At 61.7% G+C, this 26,024-nt stretch carries 23 protein-coding genes; 12 read left to right on the forward strand and 11 right to left on the reverse strand.

Going from position 1 to position 26,024, the window contains the following annotated elements; genetic code table 11:
- Positions 1 to 344: 344 nt before the first annotated feature.
- Complete coding sequence (gene dnaK, locus WMO46_RS08030) at positions 345 to 2,267, forward strand: molecular chaperone DnaK (protein ID WP_129651919.1); 1,923 nt, start codon at positions 345 to 347, stop codon at positions 2,265 to 2,267.
- 124 nt (positions 2,268 to 2,391) lie between these two features.
- Positions 2,392 to 2,712, forward strand: coding sequence for a DMT family transporter (locus WMO46_RS08035; RefSeq protein WP_458693326.1), 321 nt, complete (start codon positions 2,392 to 2,394; stop codon positions 2,710 to 2,712).
- Here WMO46_RS08035 and WMO46_RS08040 read toward each other — a convergent pair.
- Positions 2,709 to 3,587 carry a DMT family transporter gene (locus WMO46_RS08040; protein WP_349094155.1) on the reverse strand — a complete coding sequence of 293 codons (879 nt, stop codon included), beginning with the start codon at positions 3,585 to 3,587 and terminating at the stop codon, positions 2,709 to 2,711. The genes WMO46_RS08035 and WMO46_RS08040 overlap by 4 nt on opposite strands.
- A 148-nt stretch (positions 3,588 to 3,735) precedes the next feature.
- On the opposite strand from WMO46_RS08040, the gene secDF reads away from it, so the two are divergent.
- From secDF to WMO46_RS08090, 10 genes are all read left to right on the forward strand, one after another.
- Positions 3,736 to 6,768, forward strand: coding sequence for a protein translocase subunit SecDF (gene secDF / locus WMO46_RS08045; protein WP_195496435.1), 3,033 nt, complete (start codon positions 3,736 to 3,738; stop codon positions 6,766 to 6,768).
- A 157-nt stretch (positions 6,769 to 6,925) separates the two neighbouring features.
- Positions 6,926 to 7,999 carry a choloylglycine hydrolase family protein gene (locus tag WMO46_RS08050; protein ID WP_349094156.1) on the forward strand — a complete coding sequence of 358 codons (1,074 nt, stop codon included), beginning with the start codon at positions 6,926 to 6,928 and terminating at the stop codon, positions 7,997 to 7,999.
- A gap of 127 nt (positions 8,000 to 8,126) precedes the next feature.
- Positions 8,127 to 8,522 carry a hypothetical protein gene (locus tag WMO46_RS08055; protein WP_019150683.1) on the forward strand — a complete coding sequence of 132 codons (396 nt, stop codon included), beginning with the start codon at positions 8,127 to 8,129 and terminating at the stop codon, positions 8,520 to 8,522.
- Positions 8,522 to 9,112 carry a dephospho-CoA kinase gene (gene coaE, locus WMO46_RS08060; RefSeq protein WP_044118728.1) on the forward strand — a complete coding sequence of 197 codons (591 nt, stop codon included), beginning with the start codon at positions 8,522 to 8,524 and terminating at the stop codon, positions 9,110 to 9,112. The genes WMO46_RS08055 and coaE overlap by 1 nt, the downstream gene beginning before the upstream one ends.
- Complete coding sequence (folP, locus tag WMO46_RS08065) at positions 9,093 to 9,917, forward strand: dihydropteroate synthase (RefSeq protein ID WP_458693327.1); 825 nt, start codon at positions 9,093 to 9,095, stop codon at positions 9,915 to 9,917. The genes coaE and folP overlap by 20 nt, the downstream gene beginning before the upstream one ends.
- Positions 9,914 to 10,564 carry an ABC transporter ATP-binding protein gene (locus WMO46_RS08070; RefSeq protein ID WP_019150680.1) on the forward strand — a complete coding sequence of 217 codons (651 nt, stop codon included), beginning with the start codon at positions 9,914 to 9,916 and terminating at the stop codon, positions 10,562 to 10,564. The genes folP and WMO46_RS08070 overlap by 4 nt, the downstream gene beginning before the upstream one ends.
- The gene (locus WMO46_RS08075; RefSeq protein ID WP_349094157.1) at positions 10,548 to 11,327 is read left to right on the forward strand and encodes a TIGR02757 family protein; all 780 of its coding nucleotides are present in this window, start codon (positions 10,548 to 10,550) and stop codon (positions 11,325 to 11,327) included. Before WMO46_RS08070 ends, WMO46_RS08075 begins: the two co-directional genes overlap by 17 nt.
- Positions 11,328 to 11,408: 81 nt before the next feature.
- Positions 11,409 to 12,065 (forward strand): tRNA1(Val) (adenine(37)-N6)-methyltransferase, encoded by a 657-nt coding sequence (locus WMO46_RS08080; protein WP_349094158.1) that lies wholly within the window; start codon positions 11,409 to 11,411, stop codon positions 12,063 to 12,065.
- Positions 12,066 to 12,118: 53 nt separating this feature from the next.
- Entirely contained in the window at positions 12,119 to 13,012 is an 894-nt protein-coding gene (locus WMO46_RS08085; protein WP_019150677.1) for a DUF4831 family protein, read from the forward strand.
- Positions 13,013 to 13,025: 13 nt separating this feature from the next.
- Complete coding sequence (locus tag WMO46_RS08090) at positions 13,026 to 13,682, forward strand: DNA alkylation repair protein (protein ID WP_278818764.1); 657 nt, start codon at positions 13,026 to 13,028, stop codon at positions 13,680 to 13,682.
- Here the strand turns inward: WMO46_RS08090 and WMO46_RS08095 are convergent.
- The 10 genes from WMO46_RS08095 to WMO46_RS08140 form a co-directional block, all read right to left on the reverse strand.
- Positions 13,679 to 14,002, reverse strand: a complete 324-nt coding sequence (locus tag WMO46_RS08095; protein WP_019150675.1) for a thioredoxin family protein — start codon at positions 14,000 to 14,002, stop codon at positions 13,679 to 13,681. The genes WMO46_RS08090 and WMO46_RS08095 overlap by 4 nt on opposite strands.
- A 19-nt stretch (positions 14,003 to 14,021) precedes the next feature.
- The gene (locus WMO46_RS08100; RefSeq protein ID WP_019150674.1) at positions 14,022 to 14,987 is read right to left on the reverse strand and encodes an NAD-dependent epimerase/dehydratase family protein; all 966 of its coding nucleotides are present in this window, start codon (positions 14,985 to 14,987) and stop codon (positions 14,022 to 14,024) included.
- A 64-nt stretch (positions 14,988 to 15,051) separates the two neighbouring features.
- A complete protein-coding gene (radA, locus tag WMO46_RS08105) occupies positions 15,052 to 16,425 on the reverse strand; it encodes a DNA repair protein RadA (RefSeq protein WP_349094159.1) in 1,374 nt (457 codons plus the stop codon).
- 1 nt (position 16,426) lies between these two features.
- On the reverse strand, positions 16,427 to 16,987 hold the full coding sequence (locus WMO46_RS08110; protein ID WP_349094160.1) for a hypothetical protein: 561 nt from the start codon (positions 16,985 to 16,987) through the stop codon (positions 16,427 to 16,429).
- Positions 16,984 to 17,610, reverse strand: coding sequence for a lactate utilization protein (locus WMO46_RS08115; protein ID WP_410520086.1), 627 nt, complete (start codon positions 17,608 to 17,610; stop codon positions 16,984 to 16,986). The genes WMO46_RS08110 and WMO46_RS08115 overlap by 4 nt, the downstream gene beginning before the upstream one ends.
- Positions 17,611 to 17,773: 163 nt before the next feature.
- Positions 17,774 to 20,302: a DUF5117 and DUF5118 domain-containing protein gene (locus WMO46_RS08120; protein ID WP_349094162.1), complete on the reverse strand. Its 2,529-nt coding sequence runs from the start codon at positions 20,300 to 20,302 to the stop codon at positions 17,774 to 17,776.
- An 11-nt stretch (positions 20,303 to 20,313) separates the two neighbouring features.
- Entirely contained in the window at positions 20,314 to 22,932 is a 2,619-nt protein-coding gene (locus WMO46_RS08125; RefSeq protein WP_129651930.1) for a zinc-dependent metalloprotease, read from the reverse strand.
- A 24-nt stretch (positions 22,933 to 22,956) separates the two neighbouring features.
- Positions 22,957 to 23,595: a YiiX/YebB-like N1pC/P60 family cysteine hydrolase gene (locus WMO46_RS08130; RefSeq protein WP_129651931.1), complete on the reverse strand. Its 639-nt coding sequence runs from the start codon at positions 23,593 to 23,595 to the stop codon at positions 22,957 to 22,959.
- A 92-nt stretch (positions 23,596 to 23,687) separates the two neighbouring features.
- Complete coding sequence (locus WMO46_RS08135; RefSeq protein ID WP_349094163.1) at positions 23,688 to 25,259, reverse strand: hypothetical protein; 1,572 nt, start codon at positions 25,257 to 25,259, stop codon at positions 23,688 to 23,690.
- 12 nt (positions 25,260 to 25,271) lie between these two features.
- Positions 25,272 to 26,015 (reverse strand): DUF4843 domain-containing protein, encoded by a 744-nt coding sequence (locus WMO46_RS08140; protein WP_281717854.1) that lies wholly within the window; start codon positions 26,013 to 26,015, stop codon positions 25,272 to 25,274.
- Between the last annotated feature and the right edge of the window lie 9 nt (positions 26,016 to 26,024).

The following is a 26,024-nucleotide window of genomic DNA, read 5'->3' on the forward strand; positions in this document are numbered from 1 at the left end:
CGAAGTGAGCGTGGGAATCCGTTGGAAGCGTTGTGAGGTCGCGGCATTCAATCGGATTGCCACGGCACCTGCGCTGCTTCGCAATGACGGGGAGGGCGTAGAACCGGAAGAGAGCCTCCCGGCAAACCCTCGCCCCTAAAACCCGCGTCATACGCGGGCGGGTGACAAAATGCCGTGTGGCGACCCGGCGCATGGCATTTTTCTGCCATTCGGCTGACATTTTGGCAGGGATCGCCGATCGGCACGACCTTTGTTCGAATTCCGGGCGTAACCTGAGGCCGGAGCCGGAAGGCAGGCCCCGGGGTGCGAAAAACGAAAAATGACAATTAAAACATATTACGATTATGGCAAAGATTATTGGTATTGACTTAGGAACCACGAACTCCTGCGTGGCAGTGATGGAGGGCAGCGAGCCCGTTGTAATTCCCAACTCCGAGGGACACCGCACGACCCCTTCCGTCGTGGCGTTCACGGCCGAGGGCGAGCGCAAGGTCGGCGATCCCGCCAAGCGTCAGGCTATCACCAACCCCAAGCGCACGGTCTTCTCGATCAAGCGTTTCATGGGCGAGGCTTACGACAAGGTCGCTGCCGACATCGCGCGCGCTCCCTATACGATCGTCAAGGGCGACAACAACACTCCGCGCGTGGACATCGACGGACGCCAGTACACGCCGCAGGAGATTTCGGCCATCATTCTGCAAAAGATGAAGAAGACGGCCGAGGATTATTTGGGTCAGGAGGTTTCGGAGGCCGTCATCACGGTTCCTGCCTATTTCTCCGACTCGCAGCGTCAGGCTACGAAGGAGGCGGGCGAGATCGCGGGTCTGAAGGTGCGCCGTATCATCAACGAGCCTACGGCCGCCGCGCTGGCCTACGGTCTGGACAAGAAGTCGAGCGACCTGAAGATCGCCGTATATGACTTGGGCGGCGGTACGTTCGATATTTCGATCCTCGAACTGGGCGACGGCGTATTCGAGGTGAAATCCACCAACGGCGATACGCACCTGGGCGGCGACGACTTCGACCACGTGCTGATCGACTACATGGCCGAGGCTTTCAAGGCCGAGCACCAGATCGACCTGCGCCAGGACCCGATGGCCTTGCAGCGTCTGAAGGAGGCCGCCGAGAAGGCGAAGATCGAGCTGTCGTCCTCGACCACGACGGAGATCAACCTGCCGTATATCATGCCCGTCAACGGCATTCCGCAGCACCTCGTGATGACGCTCACCCGCGCCAAGTTCGAGCAGCTGTGCGACCACCTGATCCGCAAGACCATCGAGCCTTGCAAACTGGCTCTGCGCGACGCGGGGCTGAATGCTTCGCAGATCGACGAGGTGATCCTCGTGGGCGGTTCGACGCGTATTCCCGCGATCCAGAAAATCGTCGAGGAGTTCTTCGGCAAGACCCCGAACCGTTCGGTGAACCCCGACGAGGTCGTGGCCATCGGCGCCGCCATTCAGGGCGGTGTGCTCACGGGCGAGGTGAAAGACGTGTTGCTGCTGGACGTTACGCCGCTGTCGCTGGGTATCGAGACCCTGGGCGGTGTGATGACGAAGCTCATCGACGCCAACACGACGATCCCGACCCGCAAGTCGGAGACCTTCTCGACGGCTGCCGACAATCAGCCTTCGGTGGAGATCAACGTCTGCCAGGGCGAACGTCCGCTGGCCCGCGACAACAAGTCGATCGGCCGCTTCCACCTCGACGGCATTCCCGCTGCGCCGCGCGGCGTTCCGCAGATCGAGGTAACGTTCGACATCGACGCCAACGGCATTCTGAACGTCTCGGCCAAGGACAAGGGCACGGGCAAGGAGCAGAAGATCCGCATCGAGGCTTCGTCGGGCCTTACCGAGCAGGAGATCCAGCGGATGCGCGACGAGGCTAAGGCCAACGAGGAGAAGGACAAGGCCGAGAAGGAGCGTATCGACAAGATCAACGCCGCCGACTCGAACATCTTCTCGACCGAGAAGCAGTTGAAGGAGTACGGCGACAAGCTGCCCGCCGACAAGAAGGCCGCCATCGAGACGGCGCTCGGCAAGCTGAAAGAGGCGCACAAGAACGCCGACGTGGCTGCCATCGACACCGCGATGGGCGAACTGAACGCCGCATGGCAGGCCGCTTCGCAGGACATCTACGCCGCACAGCAGCAGGCGCAGGGCGCACAGCCCGGAGCCGATGCCGGCCAGCAGTCGCAGTCGAACGCCGGCGGCCAGCAGGGCGGCGGCGACGGACAGCCCGAGGACGTGGAGTTCGAAGAGGTTAAGTAAAACCTCCGGGGAGAATCCCCGTCAAACATAACGCGAAGAGCGCGGTTCCGGAAACGGTGCCGCGCTCTTTTATTTTGCCCGGGAGGTAAATTTCGTTATCTTCGCCGACATAAATCCGTTTCCGATGGCTTGGTTGTATCTGATTCTGGCGGGGCTTTGCGAGGTGGGGTGGCCGCTGGGTTTCAAACTGGCGAACCTCAATCCGCGTTACCATCTCCTTTTTCTGGTCCTGGCAGTCGTTTCGATGGGCATGAGCGGCTGGTTGCTCTATATCGCCCAGAAGATGATCCCGATGGGCACGGCCTACATGATCTGGACGGGTATCGGGGGCGTGGGAACCGTGATCCTCGGCATCGTCTTTTTTCACGACGCCGTGACCTTCTGGCGGATGTTCTTTCTTTCGCTGGTTTTCATCGGCATCGTCGGCCTGAAGATGGTGCATTAGGCTCGCTCCGCCCGCCACATTCCGTAGAGGATCAGCGCCGTTCCGGCCAGCGCCGCAGGGGTGATGCGTTCGCCGATGCAGAGCGCGGCCGTGACGATCGTCACTAACGGATTGATGTAGATGTAGTTGGTCGTGCGCACGGTTCCCAGCCGGTGCATCACGGCGTTCCAGAGCAGGTAGCAGAGCATCGAGGCGACGACCCCGAGGAACAGCAGGTTGCCCCACACCGCGGGGCGTGCGAGCACCTCCCGTTCCGCCGCGAAGGGGTGGAAGGCGAAGACCGGAAGAATGGTCAGCAATCCGTAGAAAAAGACTTTCCGGGTGATGAAGACTGCGGGATAGCGGTCTCCGATGCGTTTGACGACCAGCGAGTAGACCATCCACAGCAGTGCCGCCGCGAGTGCCAGCATGTCGCCCCGCGGCGAGAGTTGCAGCACGAAATGCCCGTTGAGCACCACGAGGACCATGCCGGCGAAAGCCAGCGCCGACCCTGCGATCTGCCGCCGCGACATCCGTTCGCCGCGGTATGCGAGGCTCATCGCCACGGCCGTCCATACGGGCGCCGTGCAGACGATCAGCGAGACGTTCGAGGCCGGGGCGTACTCCAGGGCGATATTCTCGGTCAGGAAGTAGAGCGACCCTCCGCTCAGTCCGGCCGCCGCGAGCAGCAGTTCGTCGCGCAGATTCGCGGCCAGCAGCCTCCCGCGGGCGAAGGGCAGGATGCAGACGTAGGCCAGCGCGAAGCGCAGGACGAATATCTCCGCCGGGGTCAGCGAGTTGGCGATCAGCACCTTGGTCGATACGAACGTCGCGCCCCACACGGCGACGGCGAACAGCGCCGCGAGGTGGTATCGGTATTCCGGATATTTTGTCATGCGGCCCCAAAATTACTTATTTTTTGGCTTTTGACGCTAATTTCCACCCGCCGAATCCGCGTTATTTAATTCTTTTTTTCTATCTTTGCGTGCTATTATGCGTAATGACAAGAATTACAACAAATAATAACAACTATTTTTCATTCAAATGCAAAGTAAAGGTTTCATTAAACTCATCGCGGTCCTGCTGGGCCTCGCATGCGTTTACCAGCTCTCGTTCACGTTCAAAACGCGTGGCGTAGAGAAGAAGGCGGCTGCGTATGCCGCGCAGTTCCCCCTCGACCAGCAGGCCGAGGCCGAGCAGCATTACCTCGATTCGGTGCAGAACCTGTCGGTTTACAATCTGGGCTTCAGGAAGTTCACCTACAAGGAATGCAAGGAGAAGGAGTTGAACCTGGGTCTCGACCTCAAAGGCGGTATGAACGTCATGCTGGAGGTGCAGGTCGAGGATGTCATCAAGGCGCTCGCCGGTGACAGCCAGAACGATCCCGCCTTCGTCCAGGCCATCGCCGAGGCGAACGAGGCCATGAAGCAGGGCACGTCGAACGACTATATCGCCGATTTCGTGAAAGCCTATTCGCGTCTGTCGAACGGCCGGGCCATCGCCGAGATCTTCGTAAGCCCCGACCGCAAGGACATCACGCTCGAAAGCTCGGACGCCGATGTCGAGAAGATCCTCAAGAAGGAGACCGAAGCCGCCATCAACGCATCGTTCAACGTGTTGCGCAGCCGTATCGACCACTTCGGCGTCACGCAGCCCAACATCATGCGCCTGCCTAACTCGCACCGCATTCTGGTCGAGCTTCCGGGCGTGAAGGAGCCCCAGCGCGTCCGCGACCTGTTGCAGGGCACCGCTTCGTTGGAATTCTGGACCACCTACGATGCCAACGAGGTGCTGCCGGCGCTGGTTGCAGCCGACAAGCTCATCAAAACCGAACTGGAGCAGGCTCCCGTCGCTGCGGAGCCCGAGACCGCTTCCGCCGAGGCTGAGGCCGCTGCCGGGACTGCCGCTGCCGAGACCGGCGACCTGATTGCCGAGGTCGGCGCCGCCGATTCGACCGCCACGGCTCAGGTCGCAGGCGACGAGCTGCGCTACGACCGCGCGCAGAACCCGCTTTTTGCCGTTCTCAATCCCCGCTTTGCGGGCGGCGCCGCCATCGGCGCCGCCTACAAGGCCGACATGGCTGCTGTGAACGAGTACCTCGCCCAGCCGGCTGTGCGCGAGCTGTTCCCCGCCGACATCCTGTTCAAGTGGGGCGTCAAGGGCGACGACAAGATCGACGGCCGCTTCTACCTCTACGCCATCCGGGTTTCGACGCCCGACGGCAAGGCTCCGCTCGACGGTTCGGTCGTTACGGAGGCCACCGAGCAGTACGCCCAGCGCGGCGCCACGGCCGAGGTTTCGATGACCATGAATGCCGAAGGCACCCAGGAGTGGTCGCGCATGACGGGCGAGAACATCGGCAAATGTATCGCCATCGTCCTCGACGGCTATGTCTACTCGGCTCCCCGCGTCAACTCGAAGATCGACAAGGGCCAGTCGCAGATCACCGGCGATTTCACCATCCAGGAGGCCAAGGACCTCGCCAACGTGCTCAACTCGGGTAAGGTTCCGGCGCCCGCCAAGATCATTCAGGATACGGTCGTGGGTCCCTCGCTGGGCCAGGAGTCGATCAACGCCGGTATGATGTCGTTCGTGATCGCCTTCATCCTCGTCCTGCTCTACATGGGCCTGTTCTACAAGACCGCAGGCTGGATGTCCGACATCGCGCTGCTGACCAACGTCTTCCTGCTGATGGGCGTGCTCGTGTCGTTCGGCGCCGTGCTGACCCTGCCGGGTATCGCGGGTATCGTGCTGACGATGGGTATGGCCGTCGATGCCAACGTCATCATCTACGAACGCATCAAGGAGGAGCTCCGCGGCGGCAAGGGCCTTTCGCTGGCCATCAAGGACGGCTTCTCGAAAGCCTACTCGGCCATCATCGACGGTAACCTGACGACGATCATCACGGGTATCGTGCTGTTCATCTTCGGCAACGGCCCCGTTCAGGGCTTCGCCACGACCCTTATCATCGGTATCATCACCTCGTTCTTCAGCGCCATCTTCATCACGCGCCTGCTGATCGAGTGGATCGTCGGCAAGTGGGGCCGCATCTCCTTCTCGCGCAAATGGTCGGAGAACTTCCTCAATAACACGCGCGTCGATTTCATCGCCAAGCGCAAGGTGGCTTACTACATCTCCGCAGCCCTGATCGTGCTGTCGTGCGTTTCGTTCTTCGCCCGCGGTCTGAACCTCGGTGCCGAGTTCACCGGCGGCCGTGCCTATGTGATCCGTTTCGACCAGCCCGTTTCGGCCGAGGAGGTTCGCCAGAATGTCGAGCAGGCTTTCTCGCAGTTCGCCGATGCCGACGCTTCGTCGATCAGCTCCGAGGTGAAGCAGTACGGCAAGGAGAACCAGATGCGCATCGTGACGCAGTACCGTTACGACGATACGTCGGACGAGGCTACGGCCGAGGTCGAGAAGATCATCTACGACGCCCTGAAGCCGCTCTACTCCTACGACATCACTTTCGAGCAGTTCCGCAATACGCAGACCGACGCCAACGGTATCCTGACGGCCGACAAGATCGGTCCCTCGATCGCCAAGGACATGACCTGGAACGCCATCTATTCGGTGCTCTTCTCGCTCATCGCCATCGGTCTCTACATCACGTTCCGCTTCAAGCGCTGGCAGTGGGCTTCGGGCGCCACGGCAGCCCTGGCTTTCAACGCGCTGTTCATCATCGGTATCTTCTCGATGTTCTACGGACTGCTGCCCTTCAACCTCGAAGTCAACCAGGCGTTCATCGCTGCGATCCTGACGATCATCGGTTACGCCATCAACGACACCGTGGTGGTCTTCGACCGTATCCGCGAGTTCCTGGGGCTCTATCCCAAGCGCAACCTCAAGGAGAATGTGAACAACGCCATCAACTCGACCCTGTCGCGTACGATCAACACCTCGGGCACGACGCTCGTGACGCTGCTGGCCATCTTCTTCTTCGGCGGCGAGACGATTCGCGGCTTCATCTTCGCGCTGATCATCGGCGTGGTCGTAGGTACGGCCGCCACGATCTTCCTCGCTACGCCGATCGCCTACGATCTGATGACCAAGCGTGCCAAGGCCGACGGAGAGAAGTAGGGTTACGTCGAATGTTTTACGTGAAATGGACTGCATCCCGGGCGGGTGCGGTCCATTTCGCATTCGTGAACGGCCGCTCTTTCCGGTTCCGGCAGATCGGAATTTGCACGGAATTTGAAGGTTGTCCGGCGATGTGTAACGATATAACCGGAAGATTATGAAAACAAAGAATCTGTTGCTGGGTATGGGCGCTGTTTGCGGCGCTTCTTTCCAGGCGATCGCCTGCACGGGCATCGCGCTTACGGCTGCGGACGGCAGCTATGTACAGTCCCGCACCATCGAGTGGGCCCGCGGCGTTTTGCAGAGCGAATACGTCGTCATTCCGCGCGGCCAGCGGCTCCGCTCCTTCACGCCCTCCGGAACCGACGGAATGACCTTCACGGCCAAATACGGCGTCGTGGGGCTGTCCGTCGTGCAGAAGGAGTTCATCGCCGAGGGGATCAACGAAGCGGGATTGTCGGCCGGGCTCTTCTTCTTCCCGCAATACGGCGGTTACGAACCCTACGAACCGGCTCGGAACGACCGCACGCTCGCCGATCTGCAATTCGTGGCATGGGTGCTGACGCAGTTTTCGACGATCGACGAGGTGAAGGCCGGCATCGGAGAGGTGCGCATCGTCGGATTGGAGCCTGCGTCGGTCGTGCATTGGCGTATCGGAGAGCCCTCCGGGCGGCAGGTCGTGCTGGAAATCGTCGGCGGGGTGCCTCATTTCTACGAGAACGAGATCGGCGTGCTCACCAACGCTCCCGGTTTCGAGTGGCAGCTCACCAACCTGAACAATTACGTGAATCTCTATCCGGGCGACGCTCCCGTCCGGCGGCTGGGCGACGTGACGCTGCGTCCTATGGGCGGCAACTCCGGGTTCCTCGGGCTTCCGGGCGACGCCACGCCGCCGTCGCGCTTCGTGAGGGCCGCCTTCTACCGCGCCACGGCTCCGCAGCGCGCCACCGGGTTCGACACCGTGCAGCAGTGTTTCCATCTGCTCAACAATTTCGACATCCCCATCGGCATCGAGCATCCCGAGGGCAAATGTCCGGACATTCCGAGCGCTACGCAGTGGACCTCGGCCATCGACCTGACCAACCGCCGGGTCTATTACAAGACGGCCTACGACAATACGATCCGCTGTATCGACCTCGCGCGGATCGACTTCGCAAAGACGGCCTATCAGTCCCATCCGCTGGACCGGAGGCGGGAACAGCCCGTGGAACAGATTGTCATTCCGAAGTAGACCGCCCGGCCGCCCGCATCCGGCGGGCGGCCCCTCGCGGAAAGCCGGGCATGCAACTTTTGGGGTGCGGTTCATTTTGAATCCATCCGACTTTTTCATACCTTTGCGAACGTAATCGAACCTGTTCATGGAAAATTTGCTGAAATGGATGCATCGTTACGTGTCGCCGGTTTTTCTGGCGCTGCTGGTCGCGTCGTTCATCCTGTGGTATATCGCCAAACTGAGTTACACCTACACCGCCGAGCAGACCGTGAAGGTGAGTGTCGATGGGCAGCCCTTCGAGGTCACGTGCGTGGTCGAGGGCGTCGGGACGAACCTTTTCGGCTACCGGGTCTACATGAACAAGACGCTGCGCATCCCGCTTTCGGACCTCAAGACGAAGCGTTCGCACGAGGAGGGTCACGAAGGCAAGCTCATCATCGACCCGCAGTCGTTGCAGAACGCCCTTGCGCCGCGTTTCAGCGACATCAAGATCATCTCCGTCGGGGATATTCCCGAAATCGACGTTCCCGCGCGTCCATGATGAAGGTCGGGATCACGGGGGGCATCGGCAGCGGCAAGAGTACGGTTTGCCGCCTTTTCGCGCAGCGGGGCGTCGCGGTCTACGATTCTGACGCCGCGGCCAAGCGGCTGATGACCGAAGAACCCGCACTTCGGGCGGGCATCGCGGCCCGCTTCGGCGCCGAAGCCTACGCCGGCGGCGCGCTCAACCGCCCGTACCTCGCCGCGAAGGTCTTCTCCGACCCGGCGGCCCTGGCCGACCTGAACGCATTGGTCCATCCGGCCGTCATGGCCGATTTCGCCGCGTGGGCCGAACGGCAGGAGGGGAGTTATGTGATCCTCGAAAGCGCCATTCTCTTCGAAGCGGGACTGGAGGGTTCGGTCGATCGGACCGTCGCCGTCCTCGCCCCGTTAGAGCTGCGCGTCGAACGCACCTGCCGCCGCGACGGCTGCGACCCCGAAGCGGTCCGCCGCCGCATCGCCGCTCAGGCCGGCGACGATTTGCTGCGTGAGCGGGCCGATTACACCCTTGTCAATATTCTTGAAACCGATCTCGAACCCGCCGTTGCGGAGTTGGACCGCATATTTACCCATGAAGCCGTTGAACATTGATTTTTCCGCACCGCAGGTGATGGCGATTCTGAACGTCACGCCCGATTCGTTTTATGCCGGCAGCCGCATGCCCGACGCCGGGGCCGTCGAACGCCGCGTCCGGGAGGCCGTGGCCGAAGGAGCGCAGCTGATCGACGTGGGGGGCTATTCTTCGCGTCCCGGCGCCGACGAGGTTCCTGCCGACGAGGAGTGGCGGCGCGTGGAGCTGGGCGTCGGGACCGTGCGGCGGCTGGCTCCGGACATGCCGGTTTCGGTCGATACGTTCCGCAGCGAGGTGGCCGCAAAAGCCGTCGAGGCGTTCGGACCTCTGATCATCAACGATATTTCCGCCGGGGAGCTCGACCCCGCGATGCTCTCCGTCGCCGCGAAATACGACGTTCCCTATATCGCCATGCACATGAAAGGCGATCCCCGCACGATGCAGTCGCAGACCGACTACCGGCGCGACATCACCACCGAGGTCGTGGACTATTTCCGTATGCGCTCCGAGGCGATGCTTGCGGCGGGTATCCGGCCTGAAAATATCATCCTCGACCCCGGCTTCGGCTTCGCCAAGACCACGGAACAGAACTACGAACTGCTGGCGGGCCTCGGGGAACTCTGTGCGCTGGGTTATCCCGTGCTGGCGGGGCTTTCGCGCAAGTCGATGATCTACAAGGTCCTCGGCGTGACGCCTGCCGAATCCCTCGCCGGGACCGTCGCGCTGGGGTGGGAGTGCCTGCGGCAGGGGGCGAAGATCCTGCGCGTCCACGACGTGCGGGAGGCCGCCGATACAGTCAGACTGTTCAACATGTTCCGCCGATGATACGAGTTACCGACATACACAAGAGTTTCGGCACGCTCGAAGTGCTGAAAGGCGTCTCGCTGGAGGTCGCCGCAGGCGAGGTGGTCTCCATCGTGGGGGCCAGCGGCGCCGGAAAGACCACGCTTTTGCAGATCATGGGGACCCTTTCGCGGCCCGACAGCGGGCGCGTGGAGATCGGCGGCGAGGATGTCTCGTCGCTGGGCGACAAGGCCCTGTCGAAATTCCGCAACGAGCGCATCGGCTTCGTTTTCCAGTTCCACCACCTGCTCGCGGAGTTCACGGCTTTCGAGAATGTCTGCATTCCGGGGCTGATCGGCCGGCGTCCCCGCGCCGAGGTCGAGCGCCGGGCCGCGGAGCTGCTCGACATGATGGGCCTCGCGTCGCGCCGCGACCACAAGCCCGGGCAGCTTTCGGGCGGCGAGCAGCAGCGCGTGGCCATCGCCCGTGCGCTGGTCAATGCGCCTGCGGTGCTGTTGGCCGACGAACCCTCGGGCAACCTCGATTCGCACAACCGCGACGAGATCCACCGTCTCTTTTTCGAATTGCGCGAGAAATTGGGCCAGACCGTCGTTATCGTGACCCACGACGAGAACCTCGCCGCGATGGCCGACCGGAAGATCACCATGTCCGATGGAACGATTCTCTGACGACGACCTGCGGGAGCTGCTGGAGGCCCTGCACGACAAATACAACCGTCCCGAATTCATTCCCGACGACCCGATTTCGGTGCCGTATCGCTACACCGGGCGCGCCGACCGCGAGATCGCGGGCTTCCTCTCCGCCACGATCGCCTGGGGCAACCGCAAGGCGATCGTCAGCAGCGGTCACCGTATGATGCGCTTCATGGACGACGCCCCGGCGGATTTCGTCCGCAACGCTTCGGAGCGCGAGCTGGCGCTGCTCTCCTCCTATGCCCACCGCACGTTCAACGGCCGGGACCTGCGCGATTTCGTGCTGGCCCTGCGGCGCATGGAGGAGCGTTACGGAGGTATCGGGAACTTCTTCGAAACACGCTACGAGGCGACGCACTCCATGCCTGCGGTGCTGGCCGACTTCCGGCGCGAGTTTTTCGCCGCGGAGCACGCCCCGCGCTGTGAGAAGCACCTCTCGTCGATCGAGAAGGGCGCGGCTTGCAAACGCCTCTGCATGTATCTGCGGTGGATGGTGCGCCGCGACGACCGGGGCGTCGATTTCGGGATGTGGCGGCGTATCCCGATGTCGGCCCTCTACCTGCCGCTGGATCTCCATGTCGGCAAGACAGGGCGCGCGCTGGGGCTGCTGACCCGCCGTCAGGACGACTGGCGCGCCGTGGAGGAGATCACCGCCGCGCTCCGCCGGTTCGATGCGGAGGACCCCGTGCGGTACGATTTTTCGCTGTTCGGCGCCGGGATAGACGGCTGCCTGCGGTAACCGCAATTAAGAATTAAGAATTAAAAATTAAGAGTTATTTTCAGCTTCAAACAATTCACGATTCGGCAGGACCGCTGTCCGATGAAGGTCGGCACCGACGGCGTTCTGTTGGGGGCCTGGGCCGGTGTGCGGCCCTCCGACCGGTGGATGCTCGACATCGGCACGGGCACGGGGCTGATCGCCCTGATGCTGGCCCAGCGCTCCCCGGAGGCATCTGTTACGGGGGTAGACATCGACGACGTTTCGCAGGCCCGCGAGAATGCCGACGCCTCGCCGTGGGGCGGCAGGGTGGCTTTCGAACGCTGCCCCGTGCAGGAGTTCGCGGCGCCGGAACCGTTCGATCTGATCGTCTCGAACCCGCCCTTTTTCGTCGATTCGCTCACGTGTCCCGACGAAGGCCGTACGGCGGTACGCCATGCCGTGCACCTGCCTTACGACGAGTTGCGCGATGCCGTGCTTCGTCTGCTGGCTCCTGCGGGCCGCTTCGCCGTGATCCTCCCCACGGCCGAGGCCGCGCGGTTCCTTGCGGTCTGTGCCGGACGGCTGGCCCTCGTGCGCCGCACCGATGTCCGCACCACGCCCCGCCGCCCGGCCAAGCGGGCGCTGATGGAGTTCGTCCGCGCGGAGGGTGTCGCGGTCGTGCCCGAAACCTCGGAACTGATCGTCGGCACAGGCGAACACGAGTGCTACACCCCCGAATACCGCGCCCTGACCCGCGATTTTTACCTGAAATTTTGACGGCTCACGAAAAAAAGTTACATTTGTCGTATTGCAATAAAAAGACCCGGACTATGAAACTCAGACTTTTGGCATTGTCCCTGCTGCTCGCGGGCGGCGTTTCGGCACAAAACCCATACATCGCCTTGCAGGGCGCGAATGAAACCGCTTCGGGCGTCGTCGTCTCCCAGCCGCGCACGATCCTTGCCGTGGACGTTACGGTCGAGCGCGATCAGACCCTCACGGGACCCTATGCGCGTTATGCGCAGAAATACCTCGGGGTGCGCGCTCCGCTGGCCGACAAAACGACGTGGAACATCACCGGGGCGCAGATCGCCCTGTTGGACTTCGGCACCTGCCTCGATGCCGGGGCTCCCGCGCCCGCTTCGACGCGCATTTTCAACCACGCCGCTTCCGACGAGGAGTTCGCGCGTCTGCAACCCGACAAGACCGACATGACGACGCCTGCGCTGGAGGATGCCGCGCGCGCCGCCGCCGACCGGATCTTCTCGCTGCGCCGCCACCGGATCGAACTCATCACGGGCGAAGCCGGGGAGAACGTCTTTGGCGAAGGGCTCAAAGCCGCCCTGGCCGAGATCGACCGCATGGAGCAGAGCTATCTGGAGCTGTTCCTCGGCAAGCGCATCGTCTCGACCGAGACCCGCCGCTATGTGGTCTACCCGCAGGCGGACAAGAAGCAGTATATCGTCTGCCGTTTCAGCCCGGCCGCCGGATTGCTGCCCGACAGCGACCTTTCGGGCGACATCGTGCTGTTGCAGATCGAGCCTTCGGGCAACACGAAATGCGACCTCGAAGCCGGTCCGAAGGAGACTTCGGTCGTGGCGTGCCGCGTCGCCGATCCTTCGACCTGCACCGTCCTCTCGGGCGGCCGCGAATATGCCCGGGCCGTGCTTCCGGTCTTCGAGTTCGGCCGCACGGTCAATGTCGCTTTGCCGCGCCGCAAATAATCCCGCACCGGATATGGATTTCACCTCCCGGATGGCCGCGCTGCTTGGGGCGTTCCGCCGCGAACGCAACGGCGCCGTGGCCGATTCGATGCGTCTTTACGGCAAGCCTTACGGCCTGAACTACGGCGTGAGCCTTCCGACGCTCCGTACGCTGGCGCGCGCCGAAGGCACCGACCATGAATTCGCCCGCTATCTCTATCAACAGGATGTCCGCTGCCTGCGGCTCGCGGCGTTCCATATCGCCGACCCGGCACGCCTCCTACCCGCCGAATTCGCCTTCTGGGGCGGCGGACTGCTCAACTCCGAACTGGCCGAAGAGGCCGCTTTCGCTCTGCTGAGCCGCTCGGAAGCCCTTCCCGCGCTCTTCGAAGCGTGGACCGCCCCGGGCGCTCCCTGCCTCGAACAATATGCCGCTCTGATGGCCGCCGCCCGTGCGCCGCATCCGTCTCCGGCGTGGATCGCCCCGACTGTCGAAGCCGTGCGCCGCGCCGCTTCGGACGACGCTCCGGCCGCACGGCTGTTGGCGCAGGGTGCCGTGGCGCTGCTGGCCGCCGCAGGCTCCCTGAACGACGAAAACCGGCTGGCGGTGCTCCGCGCGGCCGGTTCGTTGGATTCGTCCCCTGCCGCGGAGTATCTCCGCGACGAGCTGGGATGGCGTCTGGATGCCTAAAGCAGCACGTGTTCGTGTTTTTCGAGTTCGTTGAGCACGTTCACCAGGTGCTCGTAATCCACCCGTCCGCTCTCGCGCCACAGCACCTCCCCGCGGCGGAAAAACATCAGCGTCGGTACCGACACGATGTTGTAGCGCCGCACGATTTCGAGCAGGTCGGGGTCTTCGATGTCCATGCGGTAAACGTCCGCGCGGCCGTTCATCTGTTTTTGAAACCGGTCGATCACGGGGGTCATCGCCCTGCACGTTCCGCACCAGACGGCGAAAAAATCCACGAACGTCAGCGCGTTCCGCCAGATGATCTTGTCGAAGTCTTTCATTGTCGCTGTTTTATTCGGTTCAACTTATCTCCGCCCACGTCATCCCCGCATGGGTCTTGTCGGCGAGCTCCTTTTCGGCGTAGCTGATCGTGCGGCGCAGCCCCTCGACCAGCGGCGTGCGGGGCTCCCATCCCAGTTCGCGGCGCGCCGACGAGATGTCGGGCGCGAGACGCCGCACGTCGTCGGCGCGGGCGTCGGTGTGTACGATCTGCGAGCGGCTGCCTGTAAGGGCGACGATCTTCTCGGCCAGCGCACGGATCGAAACCTCGTGGCTGCTGCCGAAATTGATCGTCCGCGCGGTCTCGGTCGGCGGGGCGTCCATCAGCCGTACCAGCCCGTCCACGACATCCTCGACCCAGCAGAAGGTCCGCAGCTGTTCGCCGCTGCCGTTGATCGGAATGTCGCGGTTCTGCAACGCCGCTACGATCATTTTCATCACCACGCGCTGATCCATCAGGTCGGCGCCTGTGCCGTAGGTGTTGAATATGCGGGCAATGCGGGCGTCCACTCCGAATTCGCTCTGATAGGCGCGGTGCATCGCCTCGGCGGCGCGTTTGCCTTCGGCGAGAATGCGGCGCGTGGTGCAGAAGCCGGACTCTTCGGCGGTGTCCCGGCAGTTTGCGGCATAGATGTTCCCCGCCGAGGCAAACAGGATGCGGGCGTGTTCCGCACGGGCGGTGTCGAGGGCGTTTATCGAGCCCAGCGTGTTGACTTTGAGCGTCTCGACGGGCAGCGCCTTGTTGTAGCGTACGCGGGAGGGCGAGGCGAGGTTGTAGATCTCGTCGCAGCGAATTCCGAATTGGTGGACGATGTTGTGGCGGACATAGCGGAATTCCGGATGCGGGGGCATGTCGCGCAGCAGCGGCGAATTGGCGATGTCGCGCGTGTCCACGCAGAAAACTTCGTGCCCTTCGTCCAGCAGACGCAGACACAGGTGGGTGCCGATGAATCCCACGCCGCCCAGTACGACTATTCTCTTTTGCATCTCGTTCCGGTTTTTTACCGGAGCGGAAGCAAAATCCGTTCCATACCGATGCGATTCCTGCTTTTTAACGGACTTCCAGAAAGAGCGCCCGGGGAAGCTGGTCGATGCTGTTTATCGGCACGACCTCGATTCCTTTGGGGCGCTTGCCGCCTTTGGCCAGATAGCCCGAGACGATGATGCGCTTAAACCCCAGCCGCGCCGCTTCGCTGATGCGCTGTTCGGTGCGGGGTGCGGGGCGCACTTCGCCCGAGAGGCCGATTTCGCCTGCGCAGCAGACCCCCTCGGCCACGGGACGGTCGTAGTAGGAGGAGATCACCGCCGCCACGACCGCGAGGTCCAGTCCCGGATCGGCGACCTTGAATCCTCCGGCGAAGTTCAGGAAAACGTCCTTCTGGAACATCTTCATTCCCACGCGCTTCTCCAGCACGGCCAGCAGCATGTTCATGCGCCGGCCGTCGTAGCCCGTCGTCGAACGCTGGGGGGTGCCGTAGGCCGCGCCGCTCACCAGCGCCTGCACCTCGATCAGATAGGGCCTCACGCCGTCGGCCGAGGCTCCCACGGCGATGCCCGAAAGCGGTTCCTCGTAGTGGGTCAGCAGGATTTCCGACGGATTATCGACTCCCCGCAGCCCGGCGTCGAGCATCTCGAAGACCCCGATCTCGAACGTGGCGCCGAAACGGTTCTTGATGCCCCGCAGAATACGGTAGATGTTGTTGCTGTCGCCTTCGAATTGCAGAACCACATCGACGATGTGTTCCAGTATCTTGGGGCCGGCTATCGCTCCGTCCTTGGTGATGTGTCCGATGATGAAGATCGACGTTCCGGTCGATTTGGCGTATTTCAGCAGCGTGGCGGCGCATTCGCGGATCTGCGACACGCTTCCCGCCGACGAGTCCAGCAGGTCGGTGTAGATGGTCTGTATCGAGTCGATCACCACCAGGTCGGGACGCTGTTCGGTGATCTGCGCCACGATGTTCTCCAGCAGCGTTTCGGGATAGATCAGGCATTCGTCGTTGCCGATTCCTATGCGTGCTGCGCGCATCTTGATCTGCTCGGCCGACTCCTCGCCCGAGACATAGAGGGTCTTCAGTCCGTTCGCCGCCAGCGCGATTTGCAGCGAGAGGGTCGATTTGCCGATGCCCGGCTCGCCGCCCACCAGAACCAGCGATCCGGGGACCATGCCGCCGCCCAGTACCCGGTTGACTTCGGCGTTCCCGAGGTCGATGCGCACGTGTTCGCTCTCGCGGATGTCTTTCACCCGCTGGGGCTTCGCCGCGGGCAGGGGGCCCGCCACGGTCGCCGCCACCGAACCGCTTTCACGGGCGATGATCTCCTCGGTGAAGGTGTTCCACTCGCCGCACGAGGGGCATCGTCCCAGCCATTTGGGGGCTTCGAACCCGCAGTTCTTGCAGAAATATGCCTTTTTGACCTTTGCCATCTCAGTTCGCGTTTGTCGAGGTGTACGACCGGCGTTCGGCCTTCGTGATCCCGGCGTCGGGGTAGAGCGCCTGGTAGGTTTCGGTCAGGTCGGTCACGAGCACCGTTTTGGTCCGCCCGTCCGTGTCCTGATAGGTCGAGAGCGTGAACGAGTATTCCGCCTCGGGTTCCGGACAGTAGATCAGCACCTCGTTCGTGCCCGGGGTCTTGAAGAAAGCCGCCGTCACCGTGCCGGCCTCCGTGGCGGTCTCGATCTGCGCGCGGCCGCCGTTGTATTTTGAGAAATTGAGCGTATAGCGCCCGCCTGCCTGCACGTGCGCCGACGCGACGATTCCGGCCTCGATCTCTTCGATCACCGGGTCCGTCGTTCTGCCTTCGTCCGCCCGGCTTTCCGGCGTCGGCTCGGGTTCGGGCTCGGGTTCCGGCTCCGGACTCGGGACGGTCACTACGGCTTCGACACGTACAACGGGGTAGACGGCCGTGTAGAACACCTCCGATTCGCTGCATGCTCCCAGCAGCAGTGCCGCCAGCACGGCGGCGCCGTATTTCAATCCTTTCATCATAATCCCAAATCTTCGTCGATCAGTACCACCAGCACCCGTTTGTCGGGCCAGCAGCGCAGCATCTCCATCCGGGTATTGCAGACCCGGTCCTGCGCATTGCAGTCCGAACAGACGCCCGTTTTGGCGCAGGGCGTGCGGAATCCCGGGTGGCGGGCGATGTTCTGCGGCGCCGCGATGCGGCGGATGCGCTCTTCGGCTGCGTTGCGGTCGGCCACCACCTTGTTGCGGCCCGCCACGATGACCACCTTGCGGGGTCCGAACGCCACCGGGGCGATGCGGTTGCCCACTTTGTCGAGCCAATGGAGCGTTCCCGCTTCGGTCACGGCATTCACGCCCGTTACGAAAAAGTCCGACATCAGGGCCTGACGGCGTATTTCGAGCCGTTCCTCATAGGGCTTCGAGGCGTCGAATCCGTCGAGCAGCACTATTTCGTCATTGCCGGCGAGCCACTCGACGATCCCCGTCGCACGCATTGTCATCGAGTCGCCGAACGACGCCAGCCGGGGCCGGCACTCCTCTGTGGCGGCCTTCATCACGGCGAAGGCTTCGGCCGTACTGCCGACGGCCACGGCGTCGAAATGATGCCTCCGCAGCGCCGCGGCGCAGGCTTCCAGTTTTTCCATGCTCTTTTTTGCCATCTCACAAAGGTAACTTATTTTCCGGTTTCTGCAAAATGCCCGTTTCCGCTTGAAAACGGGTTTTACCGGCGGCGGAAATTTGCGCTCGTATATGAAAAAAGGCGCGGAACACTCCGCGCCTTCGTCCCGAGCGGGGTTCTCCCCGGGATCAGTCCACTTTCAGCGAGTTATCGATCCTGCGGAGCATGTAACGGCAGAAGTCCCGCGAGGAGGCATCCGACGCTGCGGCGACGCCCCGGCGATAGATGTCGCGGAGTTGCAGCAGCATGCCGTAGTAGACGTGCTCCGAGAAATCCTTGGCGTAGTACGTCATGCGGTATTTGCCGTATGCGCTGATCGGAGCCAGCGTCGCCGTGGCTTCGTAGGGGAATGCGGGCTGCATGGCTTCCTTGTCCGCAGCGAACGCCGAGGCCCGGCCTTGTGCGGTTTTCGGCTCTGCGAGCACTTTCGAGCCGCCGATGACCACACCCGTAAATGCCTGTTGAAGCAGCCGGTTGTAGTCGGACAGTTTGCGTCCCGCCTTTACGTCGCGGAAGATGTAGTCGGCCATGTCCGCCGCCATCTCTCCCGGCGTATAGGCTCCCGACAGTCCGTTCTGGTAGCGGGGCAGGGTTTCCATGCGTTTCATCAGCGTTCCCAGGCAATCCGTCTGCACCGACTGCGGGAGGTTGGCCAGCTGGCCTTCGGTGAGCTTCGTGTCGAGCCACGAGAGGTCCTCGATGGCTTTCAGCGTCTCCTTCACATAACGCCGCTGCTCCTCCTTGGGCACGACGCGAAGCATCGTCTGCCCGTCGCCCTCCGTGACCTCGGTGTAGTAGACGCCGCCGATGTAGGCCGCCATGTAGGAAATCACCTCCCGGACACCCTGCGAGAGCGCCGCAATGGCTTCTGCGCGGTAGCTGCCGTCCGCATCGCGCTCTTCGAGCCACTCCGCTGCATGTTGTGCGACGGTGCGCAGATTCTCGAAACGGTAGCGGGTGCGCTTCACGGGATCGTCGCCCAGATTGTAATAAGCCAGACGTACGTCGCCAAAATAGTAGTCGTACCAGTAGTTGCCGTAATAATAAGCCGGATCGCCGGCTTTCTCGCGGAGCATTTCCGAAAGCGCTTTCTGCTCCTCGGCGGGGGTCTTGGCTCCTGCGATGTCGCCGTAGAGCCAGCGGACGGCGAAATAGTCGTACTTGCCCAGACAGTCGTTCACCAGCCGCACGTCTTTGTCCCCGGGCTGTGCCAGGTAGTTGTAGTCGTTGAGCGCCGTGATCGACGAGCAGAGCCCGTTTTCGCGGGTGAAAGCCGCCGAGCGCAGCGAATCGGTCGGATAGGCCGCTGCCGCCGCATAGTTGGTCGCAAGGCCGAGCAGCTGGGCCACGCCGCGCGCCGTGTGGACGGCCAGCGACGAGGCGAGTTCCTCGTCGTCGAGCATCATGTCGCGTGCCGCGGGATCTGCGGCCGAGAGGTCGATGAAGCGGCGCAGGCGGATTTCGTCGAGCAGGCTTTCGGGCAGGTGGATGCACCCGCCCGTGATTTCGCCGCTGCGGGGATCGGTCGAGAGGTTGACCGTCATCTTCGGATTGGTCGAGGCGACGTACTTCACGTAGAATCTCCCGGGGCTGTTGCTGTCGAAGCCCTCGGCGGGGTAGACTTCGGCTTTCAGCACGTCGCCCATGCCGATGCGGCGGAAGGCTTCGTTCCACAGCGCGATGCCGCGGCGGATGCCCCGCTGCCACGCCGGAGTGAAGAGGGTGTCGATGTAGAAGGTCACGGGACGAATCTCACCCCCGGGGCGGAAGTTGATCCGCGAGGCGAAATAGGCCGGGCGCGTGCCCTGTTCTGCGGTGAAACGGGTGAAAGGCACGGGCAGTACGCCGATCCGCGGGTCGGCGATGCGTGCCGGGGCGCACTCCTCGGGGAGCATCGTGACCGTGCGCCGCGCACGGGCCGTGAAAGGTTTGTCCTTGCAGATGATGAAGATGAAATACTGCGTCGTCACACCGTAGGTCATGTCGCTGATGACCGAGGCGTAGTCCTTGCCGCCCTCCACGTCGCGGAGCAGCGAGCGGTCGGCCTTGTAGCTGGCGCGGGAGATGTGCAGCGGGCTCATGCCGCGGGCTTCGAACGCTTTGAGGTGTTCGTTGTCGCTCATGAACAGCGCCGTGTTCTCGATCACCACGGCCGTCGAATCGGCGTTGTAGGCCTTGATCGGGTAGCTGGCGACAATGGGCATCGCCGAGCTGAGCTCCAGCGCCCGGGCGATGCCGGCGTCGCTGTCGGAGAGCGTGCGGCGCGGTACCTCGTGCATCCTCACCAGCGAATCCCGGCGTGAGAACGTGATGTGGTAGGGCGGCAGGGGCTGTTGGCCTGCCAGTCCGTAGTCGGCCAGCGACGATGCTTCGATCGTGGTGTTGATGACGAACTCGCGTTCGAGGATGTCGAGCGGAATCTCCGTATAGAGTTTTCCGTCGATGATGTGGAGTTTGAAAAGCCCTTCGGCCGTTCTGGACTCCTTGTCCTTGAAGAGTTTTTCGTAGGCCGACAGCTTTTTTTCGGGAGCCGGGGCTTCGCTCTTTTTCTTCTCCTTGCGGCTCTTTGCCGCCGCGTGCGCCCCGATGGGCAGCGCGGCCGTCGCCAGGAGTGCGGCTAACAGCAGCGCGCCGATCTTGTTCAGGAATGTTCTCATGGCTGCCGGCATTATTTGTTGAGCGCTTTGTCGAGGTTGTGCAGCAGGTATTGGTAGTGCATGCGGGTTTCGCCCGACGCCGATGCCACCTTGCCGCGCAGCAGGTCGCGGATGCGCAGGATGTCGTTGTAATAGATCATCGAGATGTCTTTCTGTGTGAAGTACTGGAACCGGGGCGCGCCGAATCCCGACACGGCGTCGCCGTCGGCCGCGGTTCCGTGCGCACACCCGGCGCAGCTGCACAGCGGCGCGGGTTGGGCGAATGCGCTGAATGCCTCCCGTCCGGCGTCGTCCGCGGCGAATGCGTTGGGCGTGCTGCCTCCGGCGGTGTAGTTCTTCAGCCCGGCCTTGACGGCTGCGGCTTTGAGAAATTCGCGCTGGATGGCCATTTCATCCTCGGTCAGACGGCGGTTGCGCACGGTAGGCTCCCATACGAAGTCCGAAACGTCTTTGTAGCAGGCTTCGGGGGTGTAGGGGTCTTTCGACAACTGGGCGTTGATCGCCAGGGTCTTCTTGGCCGGAGCGTTGACCACGGCCTTGATGATCGCTTCGCGCACGGCCTCCCGGGGCGAACCCAGAATGGTCACCTTTTCCAGCAGAGGCGCGTTGTCGAGCCACTCCATCCGTTTGAGTTCCGCGAGGATGAACTGCAATGCCCGGCGCTGCTTCTCGCGCGGAACGCACGCCACGGCCTCCACGGGGTCGCCCTCCAGTTTTTCGTTGAGGTAGATGCCGCCGATGTTGGCGTAGACGTGCTGGATATAGGTGACGTACTGGTTCACGATGTTCGTGTACATGCCGTTGCGCTGCGAATAGTCGTCGTCGCCGGACGCCAGCCATGCGTCGAGGTTTTCGAGGATGTAGCGCAGGTTGTGGATGCCGTATTCCGAGGCCTTCACGGCGTCGTCGCCGAGGTCCTCGGTCTGCGACTTGGGATCGACGATGCCCCCGAACTGCTGTTTGCCGTAGCGGTAGGTCGGGTCGGCCGAAGCCTCGGTGATCCATTTCGAGGTCACCGCATACTCCTCTTCGGGGGTTTTGGCGTCGGGCACCGGGGTGTAGAGCCACTTCACGGCGTATTCGTCGTAGACGCCGAAACGGGGAGGCGTCATCCGCACGCCCCGCTCCATGTCGCCCGGCTGGGCCACGTAGTTGAAACGCGCATAGTCCATGATCGAGGTGGTCGTGCCGTACTTCCGGGTGAACGACGGCGAGCGGAGCGAATCGACCGGAATGACCGACGACGAACTCATGTTGTGCATGAATCCCAGGCAGTGTCCCACCTCGTGCGCCAGCACATAGCGGAGCCCGTCGAGCAGCACCTCGTCGGGCAGATTTACCTGCCGGACGCGCTCGTCGGCCTGCGAGGTCTGCACGAAGATCATCCGGTTGAGCATCTTCACGACATCGTGGAAGACGTAGACCGAGGCGTTGAGGATCTCGCCGCTGCGCGGATCGACCCACGAGGGACCCATAGCGTTGGCGATGGGCGCCGGAGCGTAGCGCAGGCAGGAATATTTGATGTTGTCGGGGTCGAACTCCGGATTGTCCTCGGGGTAGGGCAGCGCCTTCACGGCGTTTTTGAACCCGATCTTGGCGAAGAGCTCGTTCCACTGCGTGACGCCCTCATAGACCGCGGGCTGCCACTTCTCGGGGAAATCCGGGTCGATGTAGAAGACGATCGGCTTGACGGGCTCGACCTGCTCGCCGCGTTTCCAGGCCTCCGTGTCCGAAGGCTCCAGCCGCCAGCGGTTGGCCAGGTAAATGGCCTTCACGCGCTGTTCCTTGTCGCTGTACAGGTATTTCCCGGTGGGGAATACCGACATGCGGCTGTCGGTGATGCGGGGGCGGTAGGGCTCTTCGTCGAGCAGCACCAGCGTCCGGGTCATGACAGCCGTCAGCGGTTCGTTGTCCACGATCTTCTGCTTCGTCACGGGGTGAGTCACCGAATAGGTGTAGCTCAGCGTGCTCTTCACCGTGAGGTTGTCGGCGAATGATTTGATGCCGTCCAGCGACGAAAGCTCCTTTTTGAACGACTCGCTGAGGCTCGGCGACCCTGAGCCGCCGTAAGCCCCGAGGTAGGAGAAGGGCGACAGCTCCTTGACGTGGCTCACGAAGAGGTCCGTGACGTTGAACACCACGGCTGTCGAGTCGGCGTTGTAGGCGTCGATCTTGAAGTTGCGGAAGATGGTCGGGATGTTGTTGCGGTCGAGCGAGCGGAGGATGTTCCCGGCCACGCCCAGCGTATAGTTGTCGGCGTTGATCTCCCGGATCTGCACGTTTTCGCCCGTCTTGGTGAAGGTGATGTGGAGCGGTACGTAGGATTTCGAACCGGGGACTCCCGTGAGGTTGTCCGAGGTCTCCGAGATCACCGATCCCAGCAGCATTTCGCGTCCGAAGAGCGCCTGCGGAAATTCGAAATAGAGCTTGTCGCCGACCTTGTGCAGTTTGATCATGCCGTCGGCTACGTCGTGTTTCTTCTTGAAGAGCTTGTCGTAGGCGCTCTCCTTGGGTTTTTCCGCGGTTTGCGCCGTCTGCGCCTTTTTCCGGCTGCTTTTTCGGCTTTTGGCTTCGAGCGGCGCGGCGGCTATCAGGGCGCAGAGCGAAAGCGTAAGAATTTGTTTGAGCATAAATCGTATCGATGGTTAATTGTTTCAGAAATAGCGGTGAACGATGCGGATGGCTTTCGAGCGGGACATGTCGCCCGGATTGGTGCCCGGCACGCCCTCGGGGATGTCGCATTTGAAGCGTTTGAAATGTTCGATCCACAGGGGGCTCGTTTCGCCCGTCGTCTTGTCGCGGAAAGTCATGGGCTTCATCCGGAAGATCGGTTTTCCGTCGGGGCGGAGGTAGGAGACATAGATCAGTTCGCTGCAATAATAGGTGTCGTCGTCGGGGTTGAAAACATAGTCGTAGCGTTTTCCCAGCAGCTTCTTGATTCGTTCGATGGCTGCCGGGATGTTCTTTTGCAGCCGGGGTTTCAGTCTGCCGACCACCACGACCGGTTTGCCGTCGATCAGCTGGGAGTTGCGGAAGAATTTGTCCAGTCTGCTTTTGACGACCCCGTAGGGCACGGCTTCGAGCACATAGGTCTCCCCGTTCTCCACGTAAGCGACGCCCACGTGCGAGAATTCCAACTGTCCGATGCCCGAAGTGACGTTCTTGATGGCGTCGGTGTAGGCGCTCCGGCCATTGACCTGAAAGAGCAGATCGCCGGTTTCGAGCCGGAAGGTCTCCTGCGCGAATCCGGGCGCGACGGTGAGGAACAGCAGGACGAACAGGATTTTTTTCATGGTTTGCATAGGCGAATCGTCTTCGAAAGATAAGGATTATTTCCGGCAGTCCCGTGCAGGGCCGTCGGAAATAATCCCCTCGTTTCGGGTGTTTACTGGTTGGCCAGGTAGCGGACCACCTTGCCCGGGATCGTGGTTTCCACCTCGGAGTAGGCTTTCAGGTCGTCGGTCCGGGCGTCCAGCACATACATTTTCGAGGATTTGGTACTCGTATCGTATGTGAATATCGCCGTGTATAGCTCTTTGGTGTTTTCGCTGATGGTGTTCGGGGTGGAGATGACCACCTCGGCGGCCGTGATCGGAGCCGGAAAACTCTTCACCGCCTTCGGGTCGGCCTGCGACTCGTAGCTCGTGCGCCAGAGGTCGTTGCCCTTGGCGATGTAGAGGTAGTTGAGCGGAACTTCGACGCCGTTGGTGAACATTTTGCAGTCGTCGCTCATGCCCCCGGCCCAGGAGGTGATGTCTTTCTTGCCAACGCAGGTGATGATGTCGCTGCCGCTGGCCTTCTGCTCATACGTGTAGGTGTAGAGCTGGTAGGCGGCGCCCGATTTCACGGCCACGAACATCTTGATCTGCTTGTCGATGAACGTCGGCTGGCGGAATACGCCGATGATCCGGTCGGCTTTGAGCGCCGCATCGCCGCTCTCATCCGGCAGTATCTGGCGCAGATACCCCCGGTTGGAGTCGTAGCGGTAATACCAGAGTTCGCCCGAAGTCATGCGCTGTATCGAGAAATGCATCCGATTTCCATAGGGATTCGCACCCATGATCTGCGCTACGTTGTCCTGCGAGGGTTCGGCGCCGGGCAGGATCACCTGATACTCTTCATTGCTCGGAGCGATGAAGAGTGAACTGCCGATTAGTATTTCCTGCATGCATCCTTTGTAAAATCCCTGTCCCTCGATCTTCCCGTCGGGCGTACCCTGGAACACTTCGTTGCTGATCGAACCCACGTGGAAGCCCATCGGGTAGCTGCCCGATTCCGATGTCTCCACGATCACGCCGTAATCCGGGGCATGGTCGGTGTAGACGATGAGTTTCGATCCGGTGAAGGTAGCTCCGGTTACGGAGCCTCCGATCTCGCGCGGGGCGTTGTAACGGGCGTAGAGGTCGGTATAGAGTGTCGTGAATGCCTCCGGGGTCGAAGCGTTCGTACCTTTGACCGAACCCCATTCGACGGTTCCGTCCTCCTTTTCATAGACGAAGACCCCGATTTTCGGTGTTATCGTTTGGGAAATTTTCACTCTCAGAATAGTGCCGCTTTCATTTTGGAGGTAATAGAGCCAGTTCTCGCCTGATTCCCTGTTGTCGATGGCCAGCCAAAAAGAGGTCTCTCCCGAGTCGTTGAATTCCATTTTTGCCGTACGGGTCACCGTCCAGTCCAGTTTGAGTCCCGACGCGATGGTGTCGCCGCCCATGACCCAATGATAAGCGAATTGCGAAGTGTCCGCTCCCGGATTGAAACGAACCGTGGGATTTATGCTCAGCGTTTCATCTTCGACCAGGTTGAGAAAGTAGGCTGTTTCGGTGCCGGGTATGCTCATGCCTTCCACTGCGGCGATTTCGGTCCACGAGCCGGTGTAATAGCTTCCCTCGTCGTCGTAGCAGCCCGTTGCCGCGAGGGCGGCCGCCAGAATAACCGTCAGGTATTTGAATGTTTTCATGGTCGTTCGTCTTTATTCGTAATTGATCGTTCCTATGAACATCACCCGCTCTCCGTTGTCGTAAGTGGGGTTGTCGCGGAACCATTCGTAGGTGCGTTTTCCGTAGGCGTAGAGTTTGGCCTTGTTGTTTTCCACCCAGCTGTCGGAGGTTACTCCGTTCAGCTCGACGTATTTTTCGGCTTTGACGGAAGAGTAGATCCCTCCGTAGTCGTCCAGTTTGTTTCTGTTCCAGAAATCCGGCTGCGTGGTGAATCCTTCGCCGGATACTTCCAGACCGATGCTCTGGTAGTTGTCCAGTCCGACGGTGAAATCCGCTCCCGGGACGAGTTCGAAGACCAGCGTGCCCGAAGCCTTGTCGGTGCGGAGTTTGGCGATGTTCGCATGGACGACGGCCGAATCGGCATATTGCCCCGCATGCAGGATTTGCTTTTCCGGAAGTGTGAAATGCACGCCTTCCACCAGGTCGCCGTAGCTCTTTTCGGCCGATACACGTATCGAATACGGCCGGTCGTGGTCCGCGATGGGACCGGAGAGGCGTATCGGAAGTTTGAAATCGGCCTGCTCCTGTCCGGCGTAGAACACCGCGACGAGTTTCAGCGTATCGAGTTCGTTGCCGCTCAGATTCAGCCCGGGCATGAAGTAGGATTTGACGAAATTCAGCGAGGGGCGATCCGGGTTGTAAATCATAATGTCTTCTTTGCTGCAAGCCGTAAGGCAGAGGACGATCGCCAGAACGGATATGATGTGTTTTTTCATGGTTTTCAT

Origin of the sequence: Alistipes intestinihominis (assembly GCF_040095975.1) — a bacterium.
Lineage (GTDB): Bacteria > Bacteroidota > Bacteroidia > Bacteroidales > Rikenellaceae > Alistipes > Alistipes senegalensis.

Coding starts and splice junctions, on each gene's coding strand:
- dnaK (WP_129651919.1), top strand. CDS start 345: ATGGCAAAGATTATTGGTATTGACTTAGGAACCACGAACTCCTGCGTG.
- WMO46_RS08035 (WP_458693326.1), top strand. CDS start 2,392: ATGGCTTGGTTGTATCTGATTCTGGCGGGGCTTTGCGAGGTGGGGTGG.
- WMO46_RS08040 (WP_349094155.1), bottom strand. CDS start 3,587: ATGACAAAATATCCGGAATACCGATACCACCTCGCGGCGCTGTTCGCC.
- secDF (WP_195496435.1), top strand. CDS start 3,736: ATGCAAAGTAAAGGTTTCATTAAACTCATCGCGGTCCTGCTGGGCCTC.
- WMO46_RS08050 (WP_349094156.1), top strand. CDS start 6,926: ATGAAAACAAAGAATCTGTTGCTGGGTATGGGCGCTGTTTGCGGCGCT.
- WMO46_RS08055 (WP_019150683.1), top strand. CDS start 8,127: ATGGAAAATTTGCTGAAATGGATGCATCGTTACGTGTCGCCGGTTTTT.
- coaE (WP_044118728.1), top strand. CDS start 8,522: ATGAAGGTCGGGATCACGGGGGGCATCGGCAGCGGCAAGAGTACGGTT.
- folP (WP_458693327.1), top strand. CDS start 9,093: ATGAAGCCGTTGAACATTGATTTTTCCGCACCGCAGGTGATGGCGATT.
- WMO46_RS08070 (WP_019150680.1), top strand. CDS start 9,914: ATGATACGAGTTACCGACATACACAAGAGTTTCGGCACGCTCGAAGTG.
- WMO46_RS08075 (WP_349094157.1), top strand. CDS start 10,548: ATGGAACGATTCTCTGACGACGACCTGCGGGAGCTGCTGGAGGCCCTG.
- WMO46_RS08080 (WP_349094158.1), top strand. CDS start 11,409: ATGAAGGTCGGCACCGACGGCGTTCTGTTGGGGGCCTGGGCCGGTGTG.
- WMO46_RS08085 (WP_019150677.1), top strand. CDS start 12,119: ATGAAACTCAGACTTTTGGCATTGTCCCTGCTGCTCGCGGGCGGCGTT.
- WMO46_RS08090 (WP_278818764.1), top strand. CDS start 13,026: ATGGATTTCACCTCCCGGATGGCCGCGCTGCTTGGGGCGTTCCGCCGC.
- WMO46_RS08095 (WP_019150675.1), bottom strand. CDS start 14,002: ATGAAAGACTTCGACAAGATCATCTGGCGGAACGCGCTGACGTTCGTG.
- WMO46_RS08100 (WP_019150674.1), bottom strand. CDS start 14,987: ATGCAAAAGAGAATAGTCGTACTGGGCGGCGTGGGATTCATCGGCACC.
- radA (WP_349094159.1), bottom strand. CDS start 16,425: ATGGCAAAGGTCAAAAAGGCATATTTCTGCAAGAACTGCGGGTTCGAA.
- WMO46_RS08110 (WP_349094160.1), bottom strand. CDS start 16,987: ATGATGAAAGGATTGAAATACGGCGCCGCCGTGCTGGCGGCACTGCTG.
- WMO46_RS08115 (WP_410520086.1), bottom strand. CDS start 17,610: ATGGAAAAACTGGAAGCCTGCGCCGCGGCGCTGCGGAGGCATCATTTC.
- WMO46_RS08120 (WP_349094162.1), bottom strand. CDS start 20,302: ATGAGAACATTCCTGAACAAGATCGGCGCGCTGCTGTTAGCCGCACTC.
- WMO46_RS08125 (WP_129651930.1), bottom strand. CDS start 22,932: ATGCTCAAACAAATTCTTACGCTTTCGCTCTGCGCCCTGATAGCCGCC.
- WMO46_RS08130 (WP_129651931.1), bottom strand. CDS start 23,595: ATGAAAAAAATCCTGTTCGTCCTGCTGTTCCTCACCGTCGCGCCCGGA.
- WMO46_RS08135 (WP_349094163.1), bottom strand. CDS start 25,259: ATGAAAACATTCAAATACCTGACGGTTATTCTGGCGGCCGCCCTCGCG.
- WMO46_RS08140 (WP_281717854.1), bottom strand. CDS start 26,015: ATGAAAAAACACATCATATCCGTTCTGGCGATCGTCCTCTGCCTTACG.